Source organism: Helicobacter canis, assembly GCF_008693005.1.
GTDB classification, from domain to species: Bacteria; Campylobacterota; Campylobacteria; order Campylobacterales; family Helicobacteraceae; genus Helicobacter_B; species Helicobacter_B canis.
Genome location: NZ_VXKE01000006.1, coordinates 130,241 through 155,057, shown reverse-complemented (window position 1 = coordinate 155,057; position 24,817 = coordinate 130,241). Strand labels below are relative to the sequence as shown.

General features: G+C 47.0%; 20 protein-coding genes. 5 read left to right on the top strand and 15 right to left on the bottom strand.

Annotated features, from left to right (window positions below):
* Window positions 1–236: 236 nt before the first annotated feature.
* Window positions 237–2,504: an RNB domain-containing ribonuclease gene (locus F4V45_RS02625; RefSeq protein WP_150336935.1), complete on the top strand. Its 2,268-nt coding sequence runs from the start codon at window positions 237–239 to the stop codon at window positions 2,502–2,504.
* Here the strand turns inward: F4V45_RS02625 and F4V45_RS02620 are convergent.
* The 10 genes from F4V45_RS02620 to rpoD all read right to left on the bottom strand — a co-directional run bounded on the left by F4V45_RS02620 (window position 2,501) and on the right by rpoD (window position 15,164).
* Window positions 2,501–3,109 (bottom strand): outer membrane beta-barrel protein, encoded by a 609-nt coding sequence (locus F4V45_RS02620; RefSeq protein WP_150336934.1) that lies wholly within the window; start codon window positions 3,107–3,109, stop codon window positions 2,501–2,503. The two genes, F4V45_RS02625 and F4V45_RS02620, sit on opposite strands and share 4 nt — an antisense overlap.
* A 9-nt stretch (window positions 3,110–3,118) precedes the next feature.
* The gene (locus F4V45_RS02615; RefSeq protein WP_150336933.1) at window positions 3,119–6,199 is read right to left on the bottom strand and encodes an efflux RND transporter permease subunit; all 3,081 of its coding nucleotides are present in this window, start codon (window positions 6,197–6,199) and stop codon (window positions 3,119–3,121) included.
* A 39-nt stretch (window positions 6,200–6,238) separates the two neighbouring features.
* The gene (locus F4V45_RS02610) at window positions 6,239–6,949 is read right to left on the bottom strand and encodes an efflux RND transporter periplasmic adaptor subunit (protein ID WP_150336932.1); all 711 of its coding nucleotides are present in this window, start codon (window positions 6,947–6,949) and stop codon (window positions 6,239–6,241) included.
* Window positions 6,950–6,955: 6 nt separating this feature from the next.
* The gene (locus tag F4V45_RS02605) at window positions 6,956–8,422 is read right to left on the bottom strand and encodes a TolC family protein (protein WP_150336931.1); all 1,467 of its coding nucleotides are present in this window, start codon (window positions 8,420–8,422) and stop codon (window positions 6,956–6,958) included.
* A 266-nt stretch (window positions 8,423–8,688) separates the two neighbouring features.
* Window positions 8,689–9,588: a shikimate dehydrogenase gene (locus tag F4V45_RS02600; protein ID WP_150336930.1), complete on the bottom strand. Its 900-nt coding sequence runs from the start codon at window positions 9,586–9,588 to the stop codon at window positions 8,689–8,691.
* Entirely contained in the window at window positions 9,588–10,373 is a 786-nt protein-coding gene (locus tag F4V45_RS02595; protein WP_150336929.1) for an SH3 domain-containing protein, read from the bottom strand. Before F4V45_RS02595 ends, F4V45_RS02600 begins: the two co-directional genes overlap by 1 nt.
* A 27-nt stretch (window positions 10,374–10,400) precedes the next feature.
* On the bottom strand, window positions 10,401–11,411 hold the full coding sequence (gene purM / locus F4V45_RS02590) for a phosphoribosylformylglycinamidine cyclo-ligase (protein WP_150336928.1): 1,011 nt from the start codon (window positions 11,409–11,411) through the stop codon (window positions 10,401–10,403).
* Window positions 11,412–11,570: 159 nt separating this feature from the next.
* Window positions 11,571–13,046, bottom strand: coding sequence for a glycosyltransferase (locus tag F4V45_RS02585; protein WP_170235134.1), 1,476 nt, complete (start codon window positions 13,044–13,046; stop codon window positions 11,571–11,573).
* Between the two features lie 73 nt (window positions 13,047–13,119).
* The gene (locus tag F4V45_RS09310) at window positions 13,120–13,296 is read right to left on the bottom strand and encodes a hypothetical protein (RefSeq protein WP_170235133.1); all 177 of its coding nucleotides are present in this window, start codon (window positions 13,294–13,296) and stop codon (window positions 13,120–13,122) included.
* A gap of 2 nt (window positions 13,297–13,298) precedes the next feature.
* Window positions 13,299–15,164, bottom strand: a complete 1,866-nt coding sequence (rpoD, locus tag F4V45_RS02580) for an RNA polymerase sigma factor RpoD (RefSeq protein WP_150336927.1) — start codon at window positions 15,162–15,164, stop codon at window positions 13,299–13,301.
* A gap of 138 nt (window positions 15,165–15,302) precedes the next feature.
* Between rpoD and F4V45_RS02575 the strand changes: the two genes are divergently transcribed.
* Both F4V45_RS02575 and msrA read left to right on the top strand, forming a co-directional pair.
* Window positions 15,303–15,887: a LemA family protein gene (locus tag F4V45_RS02575; protein ID WP_150336926.1), complete on the top strand. Its 585-nt coding sequence runs from the start codon at window positions 15,303–15,305 to the stop codon at window positions 15,885–15,887.
* Between the two features lie 18 nt (window positions 15,888–15,905).
* Window positions 15,906–16,415, top strand: coding sequence for a peptide-methionine (S)-S-oxide reductase MsrA (gene msrA / locus F4V45_RS02570; protein ID WP_150336925.1), 510 nt, complete (start codon window positions 15,906–15,908; stop codon window positions 16,413–16,415).
* 117 nt (window positions 16,416–16,532) lie between these two features.
* On the opposite strand, the gene F4V45_RS02565 is transcribed toward msrA, so the two are convergent.
* Complete coding sequence (locus F4V45_RS02565; RefSeq protein ID WP_150336924.1) at window positions 16,533–18,077, bottom strand: flagellin A; 1,545 nt, start codon at window positions 18,075–18,077, stop codon at window positions 16,533–16,535.
* A 206-nt stretch (window positions 18,078–18,283) separates the two neighbouring features.
* Between F4V45_RS02565 and F4V45_RS02560 the strand changes: the two genes are divergently transcribed.
* The gene (locus F4V45_RS02560) at window positions 18,284–19,834 is read left to right on the top strand and encodes a phospholipase D family protein (protein WP_150336923.1); all 1,551 of its coding nucleotides are present in this window, start codon (window positions 18,284–18,286) and stop codon (window positions 19,832–19,834) included.
* A gap of 133 nt (window positions 19,835–19,967) precedes the next feature.
* Here the strand turns inward: F4V45_RS02560 and lpxD are convergent, their stop codons facing one another.
* Complete coding sequence (gene lpxD / locus F4V45_RS02555) at window positions 19,968–20,975, bottom strand: UDP-3-O-(3-hydroxymyristoyl)glucosamine N-acyltransferase (RefSeq protein ID WP_407925323.1); 1,008 nt, start codon at window positions 20,973–20,975, stop codon at window positions 19,968–19,970.
* Between the two features lie 32 nt (window positions 20,976–21,007).
* A complete protein-coding gene (locus F4V45_RS02550; RefSeq protein ID WP_150336921.1) occupies window positions 21,008–21,721 on the bottom strand; it encodes a triose-phosphate isomerase in 714 nt (237 codons plus the stop codon).
* A 107-nt stretch (window positions 21,722–21,828) separates the two neighbouring features.
* Here F4V45_RS02550 and cmoA point away from each other — a divergent pair, with 107 nt between their 5' ends.
* A complete protein-coding gene (cmoA, locus tag F4V45_RS02545) occupies window positions 21,829–22,530 on the top strand; it encodes a carboxy-S-adenosyl-L-methionine synthase CmoA (RefSeq protein ID WP_150336920.1) in 702 nt (233 codons plus the stop codon).
* Between the two features lie 77 nt (window positions 22,531–22,607).
* Here cmoA and F4V45_RS02540 read toward each other — a convergent pair whose 3' ends face one another.
* Both F4V45_RS02540 and F4V45_RS02535 read right to left on the bottom strand, forming a co-directional pair.
* A complete protein-coding gene (locus tag F4V45_RS02540; protein WP_150336919.1) occupies window positions 22,608–23,192 on the bottom strand; it encodes a flavin reductase family protein in 585 nt (194 codons plus the stop codon).
* Between the two features lie 15 nt (window positions 23,193–23,207).
* Window positions 23,208–24,752 carry a glycosyltransferase family 9 protein gene (locus tag F4V45_RS02535; protein ID WP_246144981.1) on the bottom strand — a complete coding sequence of 515 codons (1,545 nt, stop codon included), beginning with the start codon at window positions 24,750–24,752 and terminating at the stop codon, window positions 23,208–23,210.
* Window positions 24,753–24,817: the final 65 nt, after the last annotated feature.

Below are 24,817 nucleotides of genomic sequence, written 5' to 3'. Positions count from 1 at the left end.
AGAATCTTTTTTAACACTCAATGCTTTTAAAATATGAAACACTGCCCACACAATAGGCAAAAAGCAAAAGATAAAGAGATAGGAGTTAAAGAGCATTTAGGTCCTTTGGTGTGGGGGAGTGGCTGTGATTATAGCTTAGAATACCTTAAGTGTGTGGCTATGCCAAGCGCGTGCTAAGAGCCTTTAAGGACCTTAATGCTACTATAATGGCATAGTATGTTTGTAAGGATAGCTGTGTGGAGGAGTTTCTAGTAAGTCTTGTGGTGGGTAGGCGTGATATACCCAAGAAATTTGCCAGCGTGTATGAGCAGCTGCGCGCTTGCGGGGCGATCGCTAAAGACTCTAGGCTGTATAGGCTTGCCCCTGTATTTATGCTAGCAAGAGTCCATAAAAATAGCGGCGGGCTCTTCGCGCACAATATCGCTAGCCCAAAGGACAGGAGGCTACGCTTACGGAGCGGGAGAGATAGGCGCGCTAATGCGCTTGCTGATGGCGACTTGGTGCTGCTACTCACTAAGCCCAAAGAGCCTAGGCTTATAAAAGTGCTTAACCGCTCTAGTGCGCCCGCTTCAAGGCTGCTATGTCTTGTGCAAAAAAGGGGCAAAATCATCGCCCTAGACTGCAAAAGCCTAGAGCCCATCTCCTTGCCATTTTCGCAAAAGTCTTTGCGCGCCTTGCCTAAGTATTGCGTGCTTGAGTATAGTGCTGGACAGATTACAAAGGTTTTGGGCTCTTTGCTTGACCCTAGCATTGATGAGAAGCTTATCCTAGCTAAATATAATTTCGCTGATAGCTTTAGCCAAGCTGCACAAGCTTTCACCAAGAGCTTTGGCGATGTCGATGTGAGCTGCTACCCAGAGAGGGCTAATCTCTGCGATAAGCCCTTTATCACCATTGATCCAAGTGATGCCAAAGACCACGATGATGCGGTGTTTTGGGATCAAGACTCCCATACACTCTATATCGCTATCGCTGATGTGAGTGAATATGTGCTGCCAAACACCGAGCTAGATACACAGGCAAAAGCGCGCTGCTTTAGCCTATACTTCCCGCATATTTGCTACCCTATGCTGCCAAATGCTTTGAGCCAGTCTCTTTGCTCCTTGCGCGCTAATGAGCCTAAGCTAGCACTTGTGTGGGAGATTGCGCTACATAGGCGCACCAAGCTCCCTAGATCTGCTAAGCTCTATGAAGCACTCATCACCCCCCGCGCGAATATTAGCTATGAGCAAGCGCAAGCGATTTTAGATTCTAGGAGGCTAGCTTGCGAGCTAGAATCTAACCTTGCGCGCTTCTCTTGGCTGTGTGATTTGCACGCCATTACCCAAAGGCTAAAGGCAAAGCGACTAGAAAAGGGCTATGACTTTATAACTAGTGATACCACTATGCGCCTAAACCCCCAAGGCACGATAGAGTCTATCCACACGCACGCTGCCTGCCCTAGCCACTCTCTCATAGAAGAGTCAATGCTTTTGGCAAATATCTTAAGCGCACAAGTGCTAGCAGGTACCTGTGAAGATGGCGGGATATACCGCGCGCACGAGCCTCCAAGTGATGATAGGATTTATGCGCTGTTTTCGCAAGCCAAAGAGCTAGGCTACACGATCAAAAGCTCCAATCTCCACGCCCAAATACAAGCCTTGCAAAAAGAAGCCCTAAAGCGCGGGGAGAGTGCGCGCAAGCAGCTAGATACCCTAATCATCAAAGCCCAGAAAGAAGCGCGCTATACAGATAAAAAGGAAGCACACTTTGGGCTAGGGTTTGAGGCTTATACGCATTTCACTTCGCCCATTCGCCGATATAGCGATCTAATCGCCCACCGCTTGCTAAAAATCGCAATGCGTGATAATCCTAAGCGCGTAGTTGTGGCAAATGCGCCCACTACTCTAGGGAGCAAAGCGCGCAAGCAAGTCGCCTATGCCCTAGAATCTAGTAGTGCGATGATTCCGCTGCTCAATGAAAGAGAGCGGCAGATCTCTAGGGCAGAAGCGGAGTTTAAGGACAGAAAATACGCGCGAGAAGCGCAAGCACTAATGGGGGCGGTGGTGCAGGTGTGTGTGGTTGATGAGAGGTATCCGACATTTGGTGTGGTCTGTGCGGGGGATTCGGCTTTGGGTGAGCAATGCGGCAGTGTTGCGGATTTTGTGAAAGGCACGAACGCCAAGTTCGCTAACCTTCCCCAAAATCCGCAAAGCTCCCACAGCCCCACCGCAATTCCTAGAATCCTTAAAGAAGACAATCAAGGCGATTTTAAACAATCAGCTTCCTTGTCATTGCGAGCCGACAACGGCGGCGTGGCAAAGCAAGGCGCAGCCGCAGCTTCTTTAGTAATCCATACAAAAACAGCCAAGCAAGCGCGATCCCACAAAGCAGCTCCACTGCTCCAAGGAGCACGCGTAGTCATCTCTCAAAGTAGCTGTGAGCTTATGCGTGAGGGCATTTACACTGCAGTGATAGAGCGAGTAGATCTCATCGCTGCTAGAATCTATGTGCAAATCCCTTAAAACACATAGTCATATATCAAAAGTAAGTGTGTATCTTGGTAGGCTCTAGTGGGTGCTAGCTCTAGCTTTGTGATAGGAAGCTTCACACCAAGCTCTAGGCGGTGAGTGCTAGCAAACAGCACACTTAAGCCGCCATTGACAAACGCGCTAAAGCCCTTTGCTAGCACAGAGTCTAGTGTGCTAGGGTCTTCTTGCACTTCTTTGCCATAAGTGCCAATCCCAAGCCCCACCCCAGCAAAGAGCCCAAAATCCACCGAGCCAAGTGTGTAAAAATACGACACAACATCACTATTGACAAGGAAGCTTGAAGTCGTAATGCTCTCAAGTCCAGTAGGGCGCATACTCATTGTATAGTCTAAATACAAGCGCACGATTAGTGGAGTAAAAAATCTGTATTGATATCCGCCACGCGCGGATATGCTTAGGGCAGGGTAGGTAGCGGTGGGCTTGCTGCTTGGGTCTAAGTCTTGCTGGAATGCTAGCAGCGCACCTGCCCCCACAAATACTTGTGAAGTAGGGGCTTTAAGTTTGGATTCTAGTGGGGTGGCTTGCAGGCACACAAAGCACGCTAGGGCTACTAGGCTAATTTGTATTATGCTACGCACTTGCTATCCTTATGCAAGCATTTGATCCCTAGATACTTTATAGAACTTTTTGATTTTATCATCAATTGGAGCTAGGATTCTGTAAAACACCGGCACGATAAGCAAGCTTAAAAACATTGAGACAATAAGCCCGCCAATCATACAAATCCCAATGGCAGACTTCATCGATGAGCCCTGCCCTGTGGCAAAGGCTAGGGGCAGCATACCAAAGACCATAGCAATGGTTGTCATAAGGATTGGGCGCAAGCGTAGCTCCCCTGCTAAAAGGATCGCATCGGCTATACTATACCCCTCTTCACGCTTTTCATTTGCCACATCAATGAGCAAGGTGGCGTTTTTCCCCACCATACCTATAAGCAAGATAAGCCCCATAAGTGAAAACATACTAAGTGGCTGCCCCACAAGCCCTAGCGCGAAAAACGCACCAGAGAAGCTTAGAGGCATTGTTACCATAATGATAATTGGCTCTAAAATCGACTCATACAACGCCGCTAGGATTAGGTAGATTAGCACAAAGGCTGTCGCCACGGCAATGGCAAAGGCTTCTTGTGTTTCTGCTAGGTTGTCCGCTTCTCCGCTAAAGACATAGCCCACACCCTCTTCTGCCCACTCTGCGCGCTTTTCATCAATGGTGCGAAGCAGTGTGCCTAGATCGACCTTTTTGCCATCTTTTTCTGCTGGGTTGGCATAGATAGTGATACTGCGCTGGCGATTGTAGCGATTGATGATGGAGGGCATACTTGATTCTTCTATCTCTACAAGCCCATCGATAAACACACTCTCTCCGCTAGCGGTTTTAATCTGTATGCGCTTAATATCTTCTACGCTTAAGCGGCGATTATCTGGCACGCGCAAGGTTATGCTGTATTCTTTGCCATTTTCTTTGTAGTAGCCTACTTTGTTTTCTCCGGCAAATGCCGAGCTAATCGCCTGCCCTATATCTTGGGCTGTTATGCCATATTGGTTGGCATTTTGACGCAGGATATGCAGACGATACTCTGGAGACCAGTCTGATACACTCTCGTGATATCCTTCCACGCTACCTTTAAGCGCGCCCTCAAGGAGCATAGACTTAAGCTTTGCAGCACTCTCATCAACAAGGGCTTGAGATGGCGAGTAGATGACTACTTGCAAGGCGGAGTTATCCCCTCCGCCAATAAGTGGGACTTCTGCTGGGATAATCACAAGCCCCTGTGCTTCAGGCAGGGTGTAAAGCGTCTTTGCCATATTTCTTGCCCAGACAAATTGATCGACATTGCGCTGTTTTTCGTTTTTTAGCTTGACATAGATTTTGGATTTGTTGGTGTTTTGCGTTTTGCCGTAGGCGACTTGGATTGTGGTGTATTCTACATTGGCAGAGTCCGCCATAATGGCTCTTTGCAGGGCTTCTGTTTTCTTGCGCATATCATAGATACTAATACCCGGCTTTGTCTGCACCCAGAAATACATCTGTGAGCGATCTTCTTTAAGCATAAAGTCCATACCAAGCTTACTTAGCACGACAATAGAGCCAGCGAAGATACCAAAGACTAGGATTGTTACTAAGGTCTTTTGCTTCATTACGACTTTAAGCGTCCTAGCATAAGCGTCTTGCATTTTGACAAAATACGGCTCACTCCAGTGGTAGAATCTAGACTGCTTGGGGCTTACTACAAGCGAGCTTGCCATAGGCACTACGGTCATTACCACGATATAGGAGACACCAATGGCAAGAGCCACAGTGATCCCAAAGCTTTGGAAAAACTTGCCGATAATCCCAGACATATTCCCCACAGGGATAAAGACTGAGAGCAACATCGCAGAAATAGCAAAAATCGCAAAGGCAATTTCGCGCACGCCCTGATATGCCGCCTCACGCTTTTGCATACCAGATTCTAGCTTTTTGTGGATATTTTCAATAACGACAATCGCATCATCGATGATAATCCCAATGGAGAGCGTGATAGCCATCATTGTGAGCATATTAAGCGAGTAGCCCATCATCTGCACAAGCGCAAATGTCCCAAGCACAGAAATGGGGATAGAGATCGCTGAGACAAGTGTGATTGTTACATTGCGCAAGAAGACAAACACAATGCTCACCGCCAAAATCCCCCCTAAAATCAAATCCACTTCAATATCGTGCAAGCTTGCGCGGATAAACTCTGTGGTATCTAGGAATGTCCGCACATCATAGCCCGGGCTTACTGCTTGGATCATCGGCAGGGCTTTATACACGCCATCAGCTATGGCTATATCATTTGCCCCAGAAATCTTCTGCACTTCCATAATCACCCCGCCCACGCCATCAAATGCCGCGTAGGTTTTATACTCTTCTAGCCCATCTTCTACCACAGCAACATCGCGGAGCAAAAGATTATCCGTGATACGAATATCGCCGACTTTTTCCACACTTGGGCTATTGCCATCGGTGGTGATGGCAAACTCACTTGTTTCATTGACAATGCGCCCACCATCAAGCTCGGTGTTTTCTCTACCGATAGCTTGGGCGATTTGTGGGTAGGTGATATTGTATTTTGCCATTAGGGTTGGGTCGGGGTAGATTCTCACCTGTCGTTCTCGGTAGCCATTTAGCTGCACGCCCCCGACTCCGCTTACCTTTTGTAGCTGAGGTTTGATGATATTATCTGCGTGCTTCATCAAATCTGGCTGGGAGTGGGTCGCGCTGCTAAGGAAAAGCGAGATGATCGCCTGCCCATTGGTGTCGATCTTATCAATGGCTGGCTTGCGAATATCTGCATCAGTAAAGGTAACTGATGAGACTTTGTTGATCACATCGCTTACTGCTTGATCCATAGGCTTATCAAGCTGGAATTGCACGATGACAAGGCTGGTATTGCGCACGCTCATTGATGTAACTTGCTTAAGCCCATCAATACCAAGCACTTGCTCTTCGACTTTGTCAGTTACTTTACTCTCAATGGTTGTGGGTGAAGCCCCCGGATACACGGTGCTAATTAGCACGATGGGGAAGTCAATGTTGGGGAATAGCGCAGTTGGAATCTTCTTAAACCCAAGCACGCCAAAAAATATAATCCCCAGAGAAAACATCAAGGTCGCAATGGGGCGATTGATAGCAAATTTATACATTGTTGTCCTTTGTGGTTGTCCTTATGCCAAGCCTAGAATCTAGCGTGTTTTGATAAAGCCATCGCCAAAGAGTCCGGGGGTCATCGCGCTATCTACGGCTGCTTCAGCAGTCATCTTGCGTGTGGCAGTGTCGATTGCTGGGTAGATTTTGGTAATGGTGGCAGTCTTTTTCGCGCCACCTCCATCGACACTATACTCATATAAATCCCCTACACGCACTTTGTCTTGGTATTTGGAGTCAAATTGCAAGACGATTTTTTTGCTTGTGCTTACAAGGCGCAAGAGTGTGGTAGAAGCCCCGCTCACCCCATCGCCTACTTCGATTTTCTTCTCAGCGATTACGCCATTAAAGGGCGCGCGCAAGATACTTTTCTCATAGCTTGATTGGTAGTAGTTGTAGTCAGCTTCTAGCTTTTTGTAGTTGGAGTGGTATTGATCTAGGGTGTTTTTATCGACTACATCAGCACTTTTGCTATATCGCTCATACTGCTTTTTGGCGAAGAGATATTGCTCTTTAATCGCTTGGAGCTGGGCGGACTTGTCTTTATTAGCAAGTGTTAGTAGCACATCTCCCTTTTTTACCGCGCTATCTACATCGACTAGAATCTTATCGACAATCCCACCAGAATCAAGGGCTAGATTGGCATCTTGCACGGCTTTGATATTAAAGATCGCATACACTTCTTCTGCATAGATCGCGCTTGCACAAAGTGCGCTTATCATCACTGCTTGTAGAATCTGCTTCATTATGTCTCCTTATTTAATATACTCTTGGATTTGCTGTCCGCTGTAAAAGATGTAGTTTGCCTTTTGCAGCTCGTAGTTGTTTAGGGCTTGGTTGTAGGTGGCTTCGGCATTGTATTTAGTGCTTAGTGCGCGCAAATAGTCAGTGAAATTTACAAGCTGGTTGTTATACTTCTTGCGCACATTGTCAAAGGAAATGTTCGCAGACTTTAGGCTCGCTTCAGCAGAGAGTATCTTAGAGCGTGCGACTTCAAGGGTCTTGCGATAGAGCATTTCATCTTTTGTCTTTTCGGCTTGCTTGTAGGCTAGCTGCTTTTCTTGGGCGAGCTGGGATAGGCGCAAGGCTTGCTTTTGAAAGCTCACCCCTATATCATCAAACACCCTTAGTGTAACGCTTAGCCCTATTGTATTAGCGTGTGTGGGGAACATTCTTTGATAAAACGAAGCCATCGCCGGATCGCTGCCAAACTTTGAGGGGTTGGTTACATACTCGGGCTTTTGGATCTGCCAAGTGTAGGTGTCGCTTAGTGTTACAATGGGGTAGTAGTGCTGCTGCTTGTTTTGGTATTTTAGTGCGTTGATCTGCTCTTTTAGCGAGATAATATCCTGTCGCTCGAGATTGTCTTTTAGAGCTGGGTTGGTGAGATCCTCGCGCTTTAAGCCATCAAAATCGATGTTGGTTAGGTATTTTAGCATTAGGATATTTTGCTCCACACTTAGGCGCATATCAGCGATTTGGTATTCGCTTGATGAGACTTGCGAGCGCAAAGATTCTAGGTCATCGATGGTGGAGAGCCCAGAGTCATAGAGCTTTTGTGTGCGCACTAAATCCGCACGCACTTGATCAAGCTGGCGTTTGAGCGAGAGGAGCTGGGAGAGATTGTTGAAATAGCTGTAATACTGCTGGATCACTTGGAGATAGATACTTTGCTTAGTGTATTCTACATCGGCGACTGATGAGCGGTAGGTGGCGTTTTTCTCCCGGATCATATTGATGGTGCTAAAGCCGCTAAAGAGATCAAGCGAGAAGCGCGCATTTGCTGCTTGGGTTTGGTAGTTACCAAAGTTACCAAACTGCATCATATTGTCGATGGTTTTGTAGTTGTGCTGGTAGCCATAATCGACATCAAATCTAGGCAAAAACGCCGCTTTAGCGACTGAAGCGATTTTTTTGTTTGATTGGGCTTGGAGCATTTGAGCTTGCAGGGAGTAGTTATTATCCGCGCCACTTAGCAGGTCTCTTAGCCCTACTTTTTGGGCGGAATCTTTGGTGAGATCATCGATTTGCTTAAGCAGCTCATTGACCCCTAGGGCTGGCTCATCTTGTGTGGCTGGTGCATTCGCAGGCTCGCTTGAAGGCGCGGTGCTTACACTTACGCTTGCGCTAGATTCTAGCACTGGTGATGGCGCAGCTTGCCAAGATAGCCCATAAGCATAGGCACAAAGTAGTAGCGCAATACCATATCGCATATATCGCATAGAAACTCCTAGATTCTAATCATTTATAATTGGTAGCTTAAAAAGTGAAGCGCGATTATAACACAAAGAATTTAATATTTTCTTAAATAATTGTATATACAAATATTTAAGAAAATGTCGTAATTATGGCACATCTAGGCTTTTGCAGAAGTGCAGGAGAAGCGCGCGTAGCTTAGCTAGAATCTAGGGGAGATTTTGCTTGATTTATAGCTAAGGCTATAAGAGTCTTTAGCTAGGTTTCTTTACAAGCTTATAGGGTGGGTAGGCTACGCACTGCGCCCTTGTGTGAAAACACTGCGCATAATTGTGTAGATTCTAGGGGTGTCAGCTAGCTCTGGGCAGAAAAGTCTAAGCGCACTAAGGGCTTGCAAGATCAGCATACCTGCACCATCTTTGTAAGCTGTGCCGCACTCTTTGCTTATGTGCGCAAAAGGTGTGAGCCTGCCATACATTAGATCATAAGCAAGTTTAGAGCGCGTAAGTAGGGGGGCTAAAGTGGATTCTGGTAGGGGGAGGGCTTGGGCTATGCTAGAGCTTGTGGCATTGATGATTAGATCAAATCGCGCACTAGAATCTAGCTCATCAAATAGGCAGTAAGGGATTTGTCTTTGTGTGAAAAATGCTTCGTGCTTGCTTGAGCGATTTGCGACCACAACAGGCGTGCCGCACTCTTGCAAGGCACACGCTAGGGCTTTGGCACTGCCCCCAGCTCCTAAAATTAGCGCAGATTCTATGCGCTCGCCACTGCTTTGCTCCAAAAGTGGTGCGAGCTTGCTCATCTCTTCACTTTGGAGCGATTCTTCTAAGCCTTTAGCACTTCCAAGCCTAAATCCACTAAGCAAAAGGCTCGCGATGAACCCGGGGGCATCGGTGTTGTAGCCACAAATTTTGCCAGATGAAGTGCGCACAAGCGTATTCACTGCGCCAATGCGTTTGGCTAAGGGCGAGAGCGAGTGCGCTACAAGGTAGGCGTGCTCCTTGAAAGGTAGCGTGATATTTGCCCCACAAAGATCTAGCTTGTCAAATGTCTTGCCTAGATTCTCCCCACTATCAAGCATAAAACGCCCATAGAGATAGGGAAGCTTGTAGCTTTGTAAGACTGCGTTGTGCAAAAGGGGCGAGAGCGAGTGTGCGATAGGATTGCCAAAGACGCAGAGATAGCGCATTATAGGGCTTTGATAAGCCGTAGGCTCACCCACCCGCCAGAATCAAGTCTAGCCCACTCATCTTGTGTGGTTTGGACTTGGACCTTCTGCCCTTTATAGAGTGCGCCTACCACAGGCGCGCCAGATTCTGGGCTTTGGCGGATATTTAGGGTATTTGGGATAACGACATAGAGCCGCTCGCTTGGCTGTGTGGGAGAGAGTAGAGCTAGGCTCACCCACCCGCCAGAGTCAAGCTTCGCCCACTCATTTTCTATCTCCACAACCACCACGCTCTGCCCTAGGGCAAGCCGCCCTACAATGCGCCCAGAAGTCTTAGGGATCGCGCGGATATTGAGATTTGTAGCTTTGGAGTAGTAGATGGCTTCAAGCTTTGGCTCAGGCTCGCTCTGTGCCTGTGTGGTGGGCTCTGGCTCAATGCTCCCTGTGCCAGATTCTGGGGCGGAGCTACCATCGCTTGCTGCAAGCGCACCATCACTAGAGGGTGTAGAATCTAGCGGGTCTAGCTCTTGTGGTGCGCCTTGCTCTGTGCTAGAGTCTATGCTAGGCTCTTTTCCTGCGCTAGGGAGATGTAGGGTGTCTTGCTCTGTGGTGTAGATCTCACCTTGGGGGCTAGCTGATGGTGGGCTAGATTCTGGTGTGATTAGGCTAGAATCTAGCGCAGCGGTGCTCTCACCCTTAGTCCCTAGGCGTGATTGGACACTTTTGGAGAACACCACATAGTAAAGTCCGCCACCTATGAACAACACTAGCAAAGGCAGGGCGTAGGTTTTGATAAGAGATTTCAATATGTGTCCTTAATCACCCCTAAGGGCTTAAATGAGTGTAATGCCTTCTTGCTCTACAACTTCGCCTAGCACAAATCCATCGCTTTTGGCAAGAATTTCAGCGACACTTTCTTCTGCCACAGCAAAAATCATTCCAACCCCCATATTAAACACGCGGTAAGCTTCTTCGCGCTCGATATGTTTAAGCAAAAGTGTAAATATCTCTTGCTTGGGGATCGCACTTGTATCAATACGCGCGCCAAGGTGGCTAGGCAGGGCGCGAGGGAGATTCTCTACGATACCTCCACCTGTGATATGCGCTAGTGAGTGGATAAGCGGCTTTAGAGCTTTAAAAGTTTTGACATAGATTCTAGTAGGCTCTAGGAGTGTGTCAATAAGTGAGCTAGAATCTAGCCTATCGCTAAAGCGCATTTTGAGCCTATCAAAGAGCAGGGCGCGCACAAGAGAGAAGCCATTAGAGTGTAGCCCGCTACTAGGCAGCCCGATAAGCACATCGCCAGCCTTAGCACCCAAAGTGGATTCTACTTCGCTTTTTTCTGCAATGCCTACGGCAAAGCCCGCTAGATCAAAGTCCCCGTCCTTATACATACTAGGCATTTCTGCGCTCTCTCCGCCAATGAGCGCGCACTCCGCCTGCTTGCAGCCATCTACAATGCCGCCTATCACGCGCAGGGCAGAATCTTTATCAAGCTTGCCCGTGGCGTAATAGTCTAGGAAAAACATCGGTGTAGCAAAGTTGCAAATAAGGTCATTGACACACATTGCTACTAAATCAATCCCCACAGAATCTAGCTTATTGGACTCTATGGCAAGCTTTAGCTTCGTGCCTACGCCATCGGTGGCTGCAAGGAGCACAGGCTCTTTATACCCACTAGGCAGGGTATATGCTCCGGCAAACGAGCCTATACCGCCGATCACTTGGGGTGAAAATGTGCTTTGCACCAAAGGCTTTAGCGCGCTAACTAGGGCATTGCCACAATCAATATCAACACCAGAATCTTTATAGGTAAGTCCCTTTGGGGCGTGGCTTTGGGGCATCGTAGTCCTTACATTTGGGGGAGTTAGGCTGGCATTATAGCCAAACTTGACACAAACTTTACATATTAAACACTAGAATCTAAGCTTTCACTAATCGCGCTTTGTCATTGCGAGACTTGCTCTCTAAAGCGTGGCAATCTATAGCACAATCACTAGAAGCTAGATTCTAGGGTTTGGGGTTTTGGGATCTGCTAGCCCTAGCGACTCTAAGATCTTTGCCCTAGCTTGTGGGTAGGCTTCTAGCAGGGCGCGGAGTTGATCATAGTTGCGATTTTGCTCGCAGTTTATCTCCCAGAGATTGGGGCTCTCATCGATGGCTATGCTAGATTCTTTAGGGTGCTCTAGCGCGTTTTTCACAAGCACCTTTGGCACATCATTTAGCACACTCATCACAAAAAACCACAAATCATCGCTATAAGGCGCGAGCGAAAGGATTGCTTGTGTGTTGAAAAACTCTTGGCTAAAGGCTCTTGGCGGGTAAAGCACGCCTGATACGCCCACGCTTGCTAGGGCTAGGTGGGGGGAGCTCTCTTTGATAATCGCGCAGTATGTAGCAGAATCTAGCTCCAAAATATCTGCCATATACGCGCCATCATAGGCTAGGTGCGTGTGGATCGCGCGCGGGAATTTATTGTAGGATTCTAGCAGGAGGCGTATGGTGTTTGGGGCGTAGATTTGGTCATCATCGATGGTTATGATGATATGCTCTGGGTAGGCTTGCAGGGCGTAAAAGAGCTTTTTATACGCGCGCAAATTTTCTTCTACGAAGTGGATACTAAGCAGCCCGAGCCTTGCAAAAATCTTTAAGATACGCGGGAGCTCATCTGGGCGCACCTCGCTAGAGCTAAGAAACAAGGCTATATGGAAGTCTTTGTAGTCTTGGGTTAGGATAGAGTAGAGTGTGTGGTGGAGATAGGGGAGGCGGGCGGGGAAGGAGGTGAGAGAGACTAGCACAGGCGGGGTTTGGACTTGTGGCGATTCAGTCTTGGGTGAGCGATTCGACAAGATTGGGGCAATTTGTGGGCGGTCATTACCGCTTAGGTAACTCCCACCCCCAAATTGCCCCAAAGCTTGCAAAGCCCCACCGCAACGCTTAGAATCGTATTGAGCGTGGGTGTTTTCAAAAGTGGATTCTAGGCACTTTTGGGCGTTGTTATTAGAATCTAAGTTCTTGTCATTGCGAGCGGACTTGTCCGCGTGGCAAAGCGTAGCGCAGCAGGTTTCTTTAGAAAACAAGGGATACCGCTCGGCGATAGCCGATGTTTCTTTAGAATCCATAGAATCCACTGCGTTTGCACTAGAATCTAGGCTTGTGCTGTGGATCGCCACGACTTCCTTGCGGAAGTCTCGCGATGACAGGGAGTCGGCTTGTGATGGGGATTTGCTAGAATCTTGCTTTTTAGATTCTAGGATTGTAGAGATAGAATCAGGGCTTTGTGTAAAAGTGGATTCTAGGGCTTGGGCGGTGTGTGGATCGCCACAAAAATCCTTGCGGATTTTTTCGCAATGACGATGAAAGGTGGATTCTAGTGCAGAGTCGCTCGCGGTGGGATTTGGGAGTTTGTGCTTGTTTTTCTTACCGCTTTGGGATTCTAAGATTTTTGAGCTAAAAACGGCGTTTTTCAAGCCGAGCAAGGAAGATAAGACTTGAGGTCTATCGACGCAGCGCGGCGCAGAAATCGCCGTTTTTAGCCAAAAAGCTGAATCCTTACCTAGTCGCCCCCCCCCCTATGAGAATCTGCCTACACACCCTTTGCACCACAAAAACCCCAATGCGCACATTTCTCTTCCCACGCGTGTAAGAGAAGCCTAGATGTGTGATAGTCTTTTGCGAGAGTCCAAGCGCGTATAATGCGCGCTTAATGCTAGATTTTATCACGCGCATAGCTACTCTTCTATGTAGTTTTTGAGTTTTCTGCCCACTTTTGGGTGTTTAAGCTTTTTAATCGCGCTGGATTCTATCTGGCGCACGCGCTCGCGCGTTACATTAAGCTCTTTGCCAATCTCTTCTAGCGTGCGGTCGCTCTCATCTTCTAGCAGCCCAAAGCGCATTTTAATGACAGATTGCTCTCTGTCATTGAGCTGGGAGAGCACTTCATCGATTTGGGCGCGTAGGTCTTCTTTCAAAATATGATCCATAGCACTTGGCGTGGTTTTGTCCTCCACAAAATCCCCAAACTTCCCATCATCATCGCTGCCGATAGGGGCTTCTAGGCTCACTGGCTCTTTGGTGATTTTGATGACATTTTTGACCTTATCCACACTTAGCCCCACTTCTTCAGCGATGACTTCGACATCTGGCTCTTTGCCCGTCTCTTGCAGGTGCTTGCGGATAATTTTGTGGATTCTATTGATTGTCTCTATCATATGGATTGGGATTCTAATCGTGCGGGCTTGATCGGCAATGGCGCGAGAAATTGCCTGACGGATCCACCAAGTGGCATAGGTGGAGAATTTAAAGCCCTTTTGGTATTCAAACTTATCCACCGCTTTCATTAGCCCGATATTGCCTTCTTGGATAAGATCTAAAAATGGCAGACCGCGGTTGGTGTAACGCTTAGCGATACTTACAACTAGGCGGAGATTGGACTTTGCCATTTTGGTTTTAGCCTTGTCGGAGATGGATTTACCGCGCTTGATTTGCTCTAAAATTTCTTTAAGCTTTTCTGGGTCGATGTTGAAGCTGCTTTCGCTTGCTTCTTTGGTTTGGAAGAGCTTTTTTAGCTCCATATATACGCTTACCATAGTCGCTTCTGGGACTGCTTGGATGATTTCATCGCGGCTCATATTGGTGATGTTGCTAAGGATTTTCTGGTGGTTTTGGACTAGGGTGTCATTAAAGAGTGGGAGCTTGTATTCTAGGCGGGCTAGCTCGCGCTCAAAGCCATCGCCATTTTTTAGGCTATTTTCCATAGCTTTTACGATTTCGTTGATGAGCTTGCTTGTAGGTCCTAGATCAAGCAGCCTAGATTTTAGCAGCTCCTTTTTATGCGCAAGTGTTAGGATAAACACAAGCTCATCGACTTTATTATCAAACTTCATATCCGCATGCGAGTCTAGCACCTTTAGCCAGTCCTTTTTGGCTTTTTCAAGGGCTTTGAAGCTCTCTAGCACTCTATCAATGCGCTTTTGATCTTTCTTAGAAATGGGGCGTTTGCCTTCTTCATTATCGTCTTCGCTCTCTTCTTCATCATTTTCTTCGAAGTTTTCTCCATCGCTATCGCCCTCATCATCAAAGCTTTTAAACAGCTCTTTGACACGGCGTTCGCGGTTAATGAGCGCGTCTTTGTAGTCATAGATAAAGTCAATAAGATAAGGCACAGAGCAAATAGCATCAAGGATAATATTTTCGCCAAATTCTATCTGCTTGCTTAGCTCGACTTCCTCTTCTTTAGTGAGTAGATCAATCTGCCCCATTTCGCGCAGATACATACGCACAGGGCTATCGCTCCTGCTCCACTCTAACAGCTCGCGCTCTTTCATAAAGTCAAATTCTTCTTCAAGCTCTTCATCTAGAAGCTTCTTGCGCTCTTCTTCTAGCTTGATTTTGTCTTGGGTGTTGAGTGTTTTAGCCAGCTCCGATGAGCTCACAAGCTCGCATTTATGCTTTTTAGCTAGCTCTAGGATTTTCTTTGTCTGTGCGCTTGTGGGGGGCTTTTTTAGAATCTGTGCGATAGACTCGTGGGAGATCATCTTCTGCTCAGAGGTGGTAAAAAGCTCTTCTAATTGCTGGTTGATTGTTTTTGCAGACATTGTGTGCCTTTAGGGTGGATTTGGGTTAGGATTTAAGAGACTATGACTAGCAAATATCGGCTAATGTAAAAGGATTTTTAAAGGGCGGATTGTATAATGTTTTATCTTTTGTAAATATAAAATTTCTAAGGAGTGTTTATGGTGTGGGGTGTGGCTATTGGGCTTGTTGCGCTGGCTTTGCTGGTGTATGGCATAAGCATTTATAATCACTTGATTTTGCTGTGCAATCGCGTGGAAAATGCTTTCGCACAAATAGAAGTGCAGCTAAAGAGACGCTATGATCTTATCCCCAATCTTATCGAAGTGGCAAAACGCTATCTCTCCCACGAGGAGCAAACACTGCTTAAAGTCGTGGAAGCGAGAAATGCCGCTAAAGCCGCCTTGCAAAAAGTGGATTCTAGCCAAGAGTCTCTACGCACGCTAGAGCAAGCAGAATCCACCCTAATGCACGCGCTCCAAGGGCTAAATATCACACTAGAAGCCTACCCAGATCTAAAAGCTAGCCAAAATATGCTCTCTCTCACCGAAGAGCTCTCCACCACGGAGAACAAAATCGCCTTCTCTCGCCAAGCCTACAACGATAGCGTAACAAACTTCAACACCTACAAGCAAAGCTTCCCTAATGTGCTTATCTCCGCAATGTTTGCGCGCTTAAAAGATGATCGCAAGACGCTAGAGTTTGAAGCGCAGCGGCTAGAGTCTGTGCCAAAAGTGCAGTTCTAAATAGAAGAGCTAGAATCTATGCGCAAAATCTATCTCGCTGGCGGGTGCTTCTGGGGGATACAGGCGTATTTTGCACGCGTGGCTGGCGTGCTAGAATCCAGTGTAGGCTATGCCAACTCACAGATTGCAAATCCCAGCTATGAGATCGTCTGCTCTGGGCGTAGTGGCGCGGTAGAAGCACTAGAGCTTGTCTATGATGAGAAGCAATTAGAGCTTAGTGAAATTGTCGATAGGCTGCTTACTATCATTGACCCAGCCGCGCTTAATTATCAAGGCAACGATATTGGCACACAATACCGCAATGGCGTGTATTATCTGCAAGAGAGCGATGAAGCGGTGATACAAGAGCGCATTAAACTCTGGGAGCAGCAAAATGCTCTCAAGGCTGCTACAGAAGTGCTGCCCTTGCAAAATTTCTACCTAGCAGAGCCCTACCACCAAAACTACCTGCAAGCTAACCCGCAAGGCTACTGCCATATCGATATAGATTCTGCTTTGAAGCTATGGGATACAAGCTCTAAAGACTAAGTGCCTGCTAGAATCTAAATGTATAAACAAAAAACTCTAGTAGAGAAGTGAGAAAAGGGGGAGAAAGAGTCCCGCGCTTCAGGCTTGGGAAGCTCCCAAGTCCAAAGGCGTAGGCACTTAAGAAAGTAGCCTTAAGATGTTTTGCTGCGCAGCGTTTGCTTGGCTCATCGCGTAGCTTCCGCTTTGTGCGAGAATGCTAAATTTGTTAAATTCAGCAGATTCGCTTGCGAAATCCACTTCGCGGATTTGGCTTTCAGCTGCTTTAACATTCACTTGAGTGATGGTGATGTTATTAACTGTGGCTTGCATTTGCCCTTGCACAGAACCAAGATCCGCACGGATTTTATCAAGTGTTCTTCCAGCAGACTCTGCAATATCCATAACAATCATCGCACCTCGAAGTGTCGTAACACCAGCACCTAGAATTCTGTTATTCAAAGCTTCAGCGTTGTTTTCATTCCCACCAGCAGCAGAGCGCACGGCTTCATTAAACACACCTAAAACATCGCGCAAGTTAGCAACCCACTCGGCGACATCTTGACCTTGACCATAACCTGTGGAGCTAATGTTTGTCCCAGATACGATAATGTCCCTAGAATCTAGGCGAGTCATCGCTAGGCGTCCGTAGTTGATAGAGCCACCTTGTGGCACACCATCTTTTGTAGTCCCTTCGATTTCTTGATCATTGATCTTTTCAATCGCTTTAGGAGTGTTTGCACCTTGATTGTTTGATGTAACAACAATCCCACGACCATCGATACTGCGGAGATTTAGCTTACCTTCATTGTCCGTATAAGCCTCAACGCCTGTCTCAGCAGTGGCACCATTGATAGCTTGCACAAGTCGCCCATCAGAGTCAGCTTGCTTAATGCCGATAATATCCCCAAGTGTAAAGCCGTTGATAACAAGCTGTCGCAAGTCGCCCGCTTTAATTTCTTCGTTAGAAGTAGAATGCACGATCGCATTTGCGCGGATTCCGGTTTTATCAGAGCTTTTGTTGATGATTTCAGCAAGATTTCCTAGCCCCGTGCCTGAAGAGTGAGAGATCTTCACAGATTCTAGCTGGACATCATTGACACCATCGACTGCTTTAAACTTCAAGGCAACATCGCCAGAGGAAGTGATCATCGCTCCTGTTTCTAGGCGCACTTGACCGATTTTATCCGAAGTGGTAGAACCGATTGAGGCTTTGATAGATTGGTTAGAATACGCACCCACTTGGAACTCTTTGTTCGTCCATTGACCAGAGAGCAAAGCCTGTCCGTTGTAAGAAGTGGTATTACCAATATAGTCAAGACCTTGGATCAAGCGGATAATGTCGTTTTGGATCGCTTTTCTTGAAACTGTTGTTTGCCCATCTTGCGCAGCTTGAGTAGCTTTGACTTTGACTGTGTCAAGAATTTTTAACATTTCATCCATCGCCTTATCCGCAACTTGGATAATCCCAATTCCGTCATTGGTGTTGGAAATCGCTTGTCCCAATGCACTTGCTTGAGATCGCAAAGAGTCCGCGATAATCATACCAGAAGCATCATCTGCTGCTTTGTTGATACGAAGACCTGAGCTCAATTTTTCCAAAGAATTTTTGAGACCTAGCTGAGTGCCGACACTCTGCGCGTGTGCGTTAAGAGCGTTGATGTTGGTGTTAATTTGAAACGCCATTTGAAACTCCTTTTTGAAATTTATGTCTTCAAGGCTTCCTTGCCTTTGACAGAGATATAATCGGTCAAAGGCACAAAAAGTTGTAGCAATTTTTGCAAATTCTTGTGGTTTGCCCGCGATTTGCTATAATTTGCGCTCGCCACAACGCGCGCATTTCGTGCAGTTATCGCGCATAGAGCGCAATCTCAATAGCTTATGGATATGTAATGAATGATACGCATATAGCTTTAATTGTGTTTTCCTTGTTTTTTATTTTAGCAGGCTGTGCTTCTATCGTGCCCTCAACGCGCTATCTCAAAAACCCCCTAGAATCCAGTGGCTTTGCAGTATTTGATCCGCTAGATTCTCCCATAGCTACGCCTTATGCCAAGGAGCTTTCATCTTCGCCTAGCTCTAGCGGGGCTATGCTTATCGCTGATGGCTCAAGCGCGTTTTTGCAGCGCGCAGCCTTGGTGCGCAAAGCACGCTACTCCCTAGAGATACAGACATATATATATAAAAACGACATTGCCTCTCGCGTGCTAATGCACGAGATCTGGCTAGCGGCTAATCGCGGCGTGAAAGTCAAAATGCTTGTTGATGATAATGGGCTAGATTCTGACTACTCTGATATTATCGCGCTTAATAACCACCCAAATATCGAGGTCAAAATCTTTAACCCCTATCGCAATAGAATCAAGCTTTTGCGCTTGCCAGAGATGATCTTGCACTTTAATCGCATCAATCGCCGTATGCACAATAAGCTTTTTATCGCAGATTCTGTGGGGCTTATCATCGGCGGGCGCAATATCGCGGATAACTATTTCAACAACAAAGAAGATGTAAATTTCTCCGATACAGACGCGCTTTTCATCGGTGTGATTGCTAGGCAAGCAAGAGAGAGCTTCCAGCAGTATTGGGAGTATCACCGCGCTATCCCTGTGGAGCTTCTGCCATCAAAGCGCAAGATGAAGAAGTTTATGAAGCATTATGAAGAGATTGTAGCAGGGCTTGAGGCGTCTTCTAGTGAGTGGGATCAGTATGAGCAAACCATCGTGCAAATTGTCAAGCAGTATGAAAGCCGCGCTAATACAATCTACTGGGGTAATGCCCGCCTAATCGCCGATCTACCAGAAAAGATCGATGCCAAAAACCCCACAAGCAAAGTCTATGAAGCTTTGCAGCACATTATACGAAGCACGACAGATTCTATGTATATTTCTTCAGCCTATCTTGTGCCGGGCAAAAGAGGCTTGGCAGAAATGCAAGAGTGTATTGATAAAGGGATTTCGATGTTTGTGCTTACAAACTCTCTCTCAAGCACGGACTCTTTGCCTGTGTATGCAGGCTGGGAGCGATATAGAGATAAGCTTGTGAAAATGGGTGCGCAGGTGTATGAATACCGCAAAAGTGCTGGCAAAATCCAAGTCAAAGGCAAGCTAACTTCTGGGGCGAGCTTACATAGCAAAACGCTTGTGTTTGATAAGAAAATCGCGTGGATTGGGAGCTTCAACCTAGACCCTAGATCAAGTATCATCAATACTGAAGTGGTAGCGATCTTTGATAATGAAGAGTTTGCAAAAGAGAGCATTAAGCTTATCCACCTTGATATGCAAGGCGCGTGGCATATCGAGCTTGATGGGAAAAAGACTAAGTGGTGCGCTTATAACAGCCCTGAAGGTGATAGTGATATATGTGTAACACACCTGCCAGATACGACATTGTGGCTAAGGACTTTGAACTTCTTTATGCGTATTTTCCCAGAGAGTCAAATTTAGATTCTAGCTAGAATCTAAGCCTAGAATCTAAGCCGGCTATCTCTACAAAGCCTTAATGACGCACTTTATTTGCCACTGATTAGTTAATACCAGCGTGGCAATTGTGCCTAGATTCTATGGGCTTGGCTAGAATCTAGGATTTTTTCAGCATTCTTCTTAGTGAGACATAGAACTTCATCCACTCATCAAGTGGCATTAGCGGGTGTCCGCCCCACTTGGTGTTTGGGGGTAAGTTTTTCCCCACAGCTCCACGCCCCGCCACTTGCACAAAATCGCTAATGTGTATATGCCCGCCTGTGCCTGCTTGCCCGCCCATTATCACATTGCGCCCTGTGGTTGTAGAGCCAGCAAGCCCCACTTGTGAGACAAGCAGTGAATGCTCGCCGATTATGCAGTTATGCCCGATTTGCACAAGATTGTCGATTTTACTGCCGCGCTTAATCATCGTTACTCCAAATACTGCGCGATCAATGGTAACATTTGCGCCTATTTCTACATCATCACCGATTTCTACAATGCCATTATGCTCGATTTTGCAATGCTCCCCAGAATCTGTATGCGCATAGCCAAATCCATCGCTGCCAATCACGCTGCCCGCGTGGATATTGACACGATCGCCTATAATGCTTTGGCGATAGATGACGACATTTGGATAGATTTTACAATCATCGCCAATGCGCACGCCATCACTTAGCACGACACCGGGCATTATGCAGCTTCTAGCACCGATATGCACATTATCACCGATATGCACCCCTTGCATAATTTGCGCGCTTGGGTGGATATGCGCGCTTTGGGAGTCTGTGGGCTTGCTTGGGTCATAGAGTGTAGGCTCTAAAGGGTTGGCAAACTCACTTTGAGCAAAGCATTGCGAGAGTTTGGCAAAGGCTAGGTGTGGATTTGGGACAAATAGGGCTTGTATATGGGGTGGGAAAAGCTCTTTATGCGCTAGGTAGTCGCGCTCTCGCACAAGCACCGCGCCTACTTGTGAGCTAGGCAGAGCGGCGAAGTATTTGGGCTGATCGATATAGCTTATATCATCTTGTGTCCCGTGCTCTAGGGGCGTTAGGGCAGAGATTTGAAAGTCTCTTGTAATGGTGCTTGTGATACCAAGCATATCGATGATAGAAGAGAGAAAAATAGGCTGCATACTGCTCCTTTTATAGATAGAGATTATAAAAGCACGCTTTGTGTGATTGTATGGAAGCTTTTGGCATCTAGTGATGCGCTGCCTACTAGCACGCCATTAACATTAGGGGTTAAGAGAATCTCTCTAGCATTGCCAGCATTGACACTACCGCCATAAAGAAGCGGGCTTTGTGTCAAGGTGCGTAAAAATGCGTGCGTTTGGGCGATTTCTTGCACGCTAGCACTTCTGCCTGTGCCAATCGCCCAAATGGGCTCATACGCCACACTTACGCGCGTGGCTTCTAAATCTATACCTGCAAATTGCGCTTGTAGGTAGTCTTGCACGGCTTTTTCTCCCTGCTGGCGCACGCTCAAAGGCTCTCCCACGCAATACACGATGAAAAATCCAAGCCTAGCAAAAAACGCAAACTTCTCTGCGACACACTCCTGCGATTCGCCTAGCAGGCTTCGCCGCTCACTATGCCCAATGAGTATGGTGCGCACCTGCATAGATTCTAGGGCTTGTGCGCCAATTTCTCCTGTGAAAGCTCCATTAAAGGCGGGGTAGGCATTTTGCACGCCGATTTCCCCAAAAGGTGCGAAGTCTTTCGCGGCTTGCAAGCTTAGAAATGATGGGAAAAACACAAGCTCGTGCTCGCGTAAGAACTCTTGTGAGAACCCAAGCGTGCGCAAAGTAGTGAAATACTCTTGCACAGAGTGTGCGGTGTGGTTGCATTTAAAATTTGCCATAAATTGCATAATGAAGCCTTGTGTAGAATCTAAAGGACACATTATACTTAAAACTCGCGTGATATTAAATCGCCATATAGGCTTACCTGCTATAATCGCAGCTTTTGGAGCGCAAGATGGCAAAAGATAGAATATTTCAAAGCAAAAAACAGCATAAATTTGTCTTTAACGAAGAAGTCGCAAGTGTCTTTGATGATATGCTTGCTCGATCAATCCCCTACTACAAAGATACCCAAAAGCTCTGCATTGACTTTTTATCCATCTTTGCTAAGCAGGGTAGAATCTATGATCTAGGCTGCTCTACGGGCAACACCCTGCTAGCATTAAGAGAGCAAGTAAGCGGCGAGCTGATCGGGCTAGATAGCTCTCAAGCGATGATTGATCAAGCCCACCGAAAGGCTAGGGCATATAATGCGGCAATTAGCTTCATTTGCGCAGATATTATGGACTTCCCCTACCAAAGTGCGCAAGGCTTCATCGCTAACTACACCTTGCAGTTTATCCGCCCGCCCCTGCGCGCAAAGCTTCTTGCCACGCTGCATAATGCCCTAGAATCTAGTGGCGTGCTAATCCTTAGTGAAAAGACCATAAGCCACAGCCCAAGCCTTGATGCGCAAATGATCTCCTACTACCACCAATACAAAGCCCATAATGGCTACACCAAAAGCGAGATTTCTGCTAAAAGAGAAGCCTTAGAAAATGTGCTTGTGCCCTATAGCTTAGAGGAAAATCTTGCCTTACTTAAAGAAGCGGGGTTTGCTAGTGTGGAAGTGTTGTTTAAATGGGTGAATTTTGCGACATTTATCGCAATAAAGTAGCGCACAATAAGCCTAGAATCCACTTTTATTATCGTTGCAAGCCAATCTAGCTCCTAGCCCAAAAGAGAGCCAAAGCCTTAGGGCTTTTTAGGGTCGATTAGCTCACTTGCTTGTAGATAATACTTCCCCACGCGCCCTAAATGCGGCGGCAAAAATCGCAGATCTTCTCTATAAATCATATCATCAATGAAGCACTCCTTTGCTTCTAAAAACACGCTTATATCACTTCCACCAAAGCTCTTTGTCTCTACTAAATCGCAAAAATACGCCACTTTGACATCTTGGACTATGGGCGGATACTGCGGATGCACCGCCTGCAAGCCAATATCAAATACACTTGCCTCGCTTCTCTCATAGGGTAGCTCTTGGGAGCTTTGCTCTAGCTGGGGGAGCAAATCTACCATTATTAGATTGATCGTAGCTTTTTTTGTATCTAAGAGATTGCGCAAGGTGTCTTTATGCTCGCCATTAGACTTTGTGCCAATGCATAGACTAAACACCACAGGATTAGAGCTCACCACGCTAAAAAAGCTAAAAGGAGCTAGATTGCTTGTGCCACTTTGGCTAATGGTGCTAATCCACGCGATAGGGCGTGGGGTAATGGTATTGCTAAGGATACGATATTTGGTCAAAGCTCCTTGATGGGCAAAATCAATCAGCATAGATTCTCCTTAATCTCAAGTTTGGGCTTGATTGCTAGAGGCTTGGCGAGCTTCTAGGAGCTTGTGGGCAGCTTCTATCACCATTTCTGGGCGCAAATCTTTCATACATTTGTGATGACCTAGCGGGCATACGCGCTTTTTGCACGGCGCGCAGGGGAGATTGAGATTTAGCAAAATGCAGTTTTTAGCCCGCCACGGCGCAGTTTCAGTCATATTTGTAGGACCAAAGATTGCCACCATAGGCACTTCTAGGGCTGCTGCGATGTGCATAGAGCCGCTATCGTTGGTGATGAAGAGATCCAAGGTTTGCAGCTCTTGGAGAAGGGTGGGGATAGTTGTTTGCCCGCAAGCGTTTGTGATTTTTGGCGTTGGCTTTTGGGCTAAAAATGGCGATTCTAAAGAAACATCGGCTAACGCCGAGCGGTATCCCTTGTTTTGCTGCGGCGAGTCGGCGGTTACATACGCCCAAGTATGCGCCCTTGACTCGCCTTGCAAAGCCCCATTTTTATCACCCAAATCCTGCCGCCTATCTGCGTTTGGAGAAAACACATTTTGAGCGTTTTTGTTAATCCTAGAATCCTTTGGCTGCTTGCTTACATTTGGGGCGTTTTTTCTGTCATTGCGAGCGGATTGAAAATCCGCGTGGCAATCCATAGATTCTGCGATAGTAGAATGGTCCCCCCTAGAATCCACTTGCACGCTAGATTCTAGTGTGGATTGCTTCGCGGATACCGCTCGCAATGACGATTGATTTTCTTCTAAGATTCTAGGACTTGCGGTGGGGCTGTGGGAGCTTTGCAAAAATTGGGGAAGGTTAGCGACCTTGGCGGTCGTGCCTTTCACAATTTTTGCAACACTGCCGCATTGCTCACCCAAAGCCGAATCCCTCTTACCCAAAGCTGAATCTATTGAAGCAACAATCTCTTCCGCTAGCTCCCTATCCGCCTCCACCCCATAGACCACCACCTCCGCCCCCAAAGCCGCAAAGTGCGCTCCCACACGCGCATAATGCTCCTTGTCCCAGCATTTAGCACTTCCATAGGCTGCGCCCGGGTTTAACCCTATGCGCAAGGGCTTGGAGTCTAAAGCCTGTTTAGGTGCTGCGCAAAGTCGCAGCGGTGGGATCGCAGATTTTGGGCTAGAATCTAGCGTTTTAGATTCTGCTTGTGGGAGTAGATCAAGCAAGCGCGCATAGCTCTCCACCTGATGAGGCCCCCCAGCCCTAGCTAGCTTATGGGTCAAAAACATATTGCCAACACCCCGCTTATAGCCTATGCGCACTCTAGCCCCACAGGCATAGAGCAAAAGCGCGCTGTAAAAGTGATTAGTAAGCGTTATAGCTATATCTACGCCACCTTCACGCTCTAGCTTAGATCTAATCGCACGCCCTAGCTGCCAAGTGGTTTTTAGGCGGTTTTTGGACTTTTTTGTAGAGTCTTCAAAGCAAGCATATATGCGAGAATCTGCGCTAAAAAGCTCTAGGATACTCTTAGGTGCGATTAAGCAAAGCTTGGCATTGGGGAAGCGCGCTAAGAGCAGCTCGATACAAGGTGTGCTCATCACACCATCACCTAGCCAATTTGGCAGGCGCATAGTGATTATGGGGGCTGGGCTTGTAGGCTCTA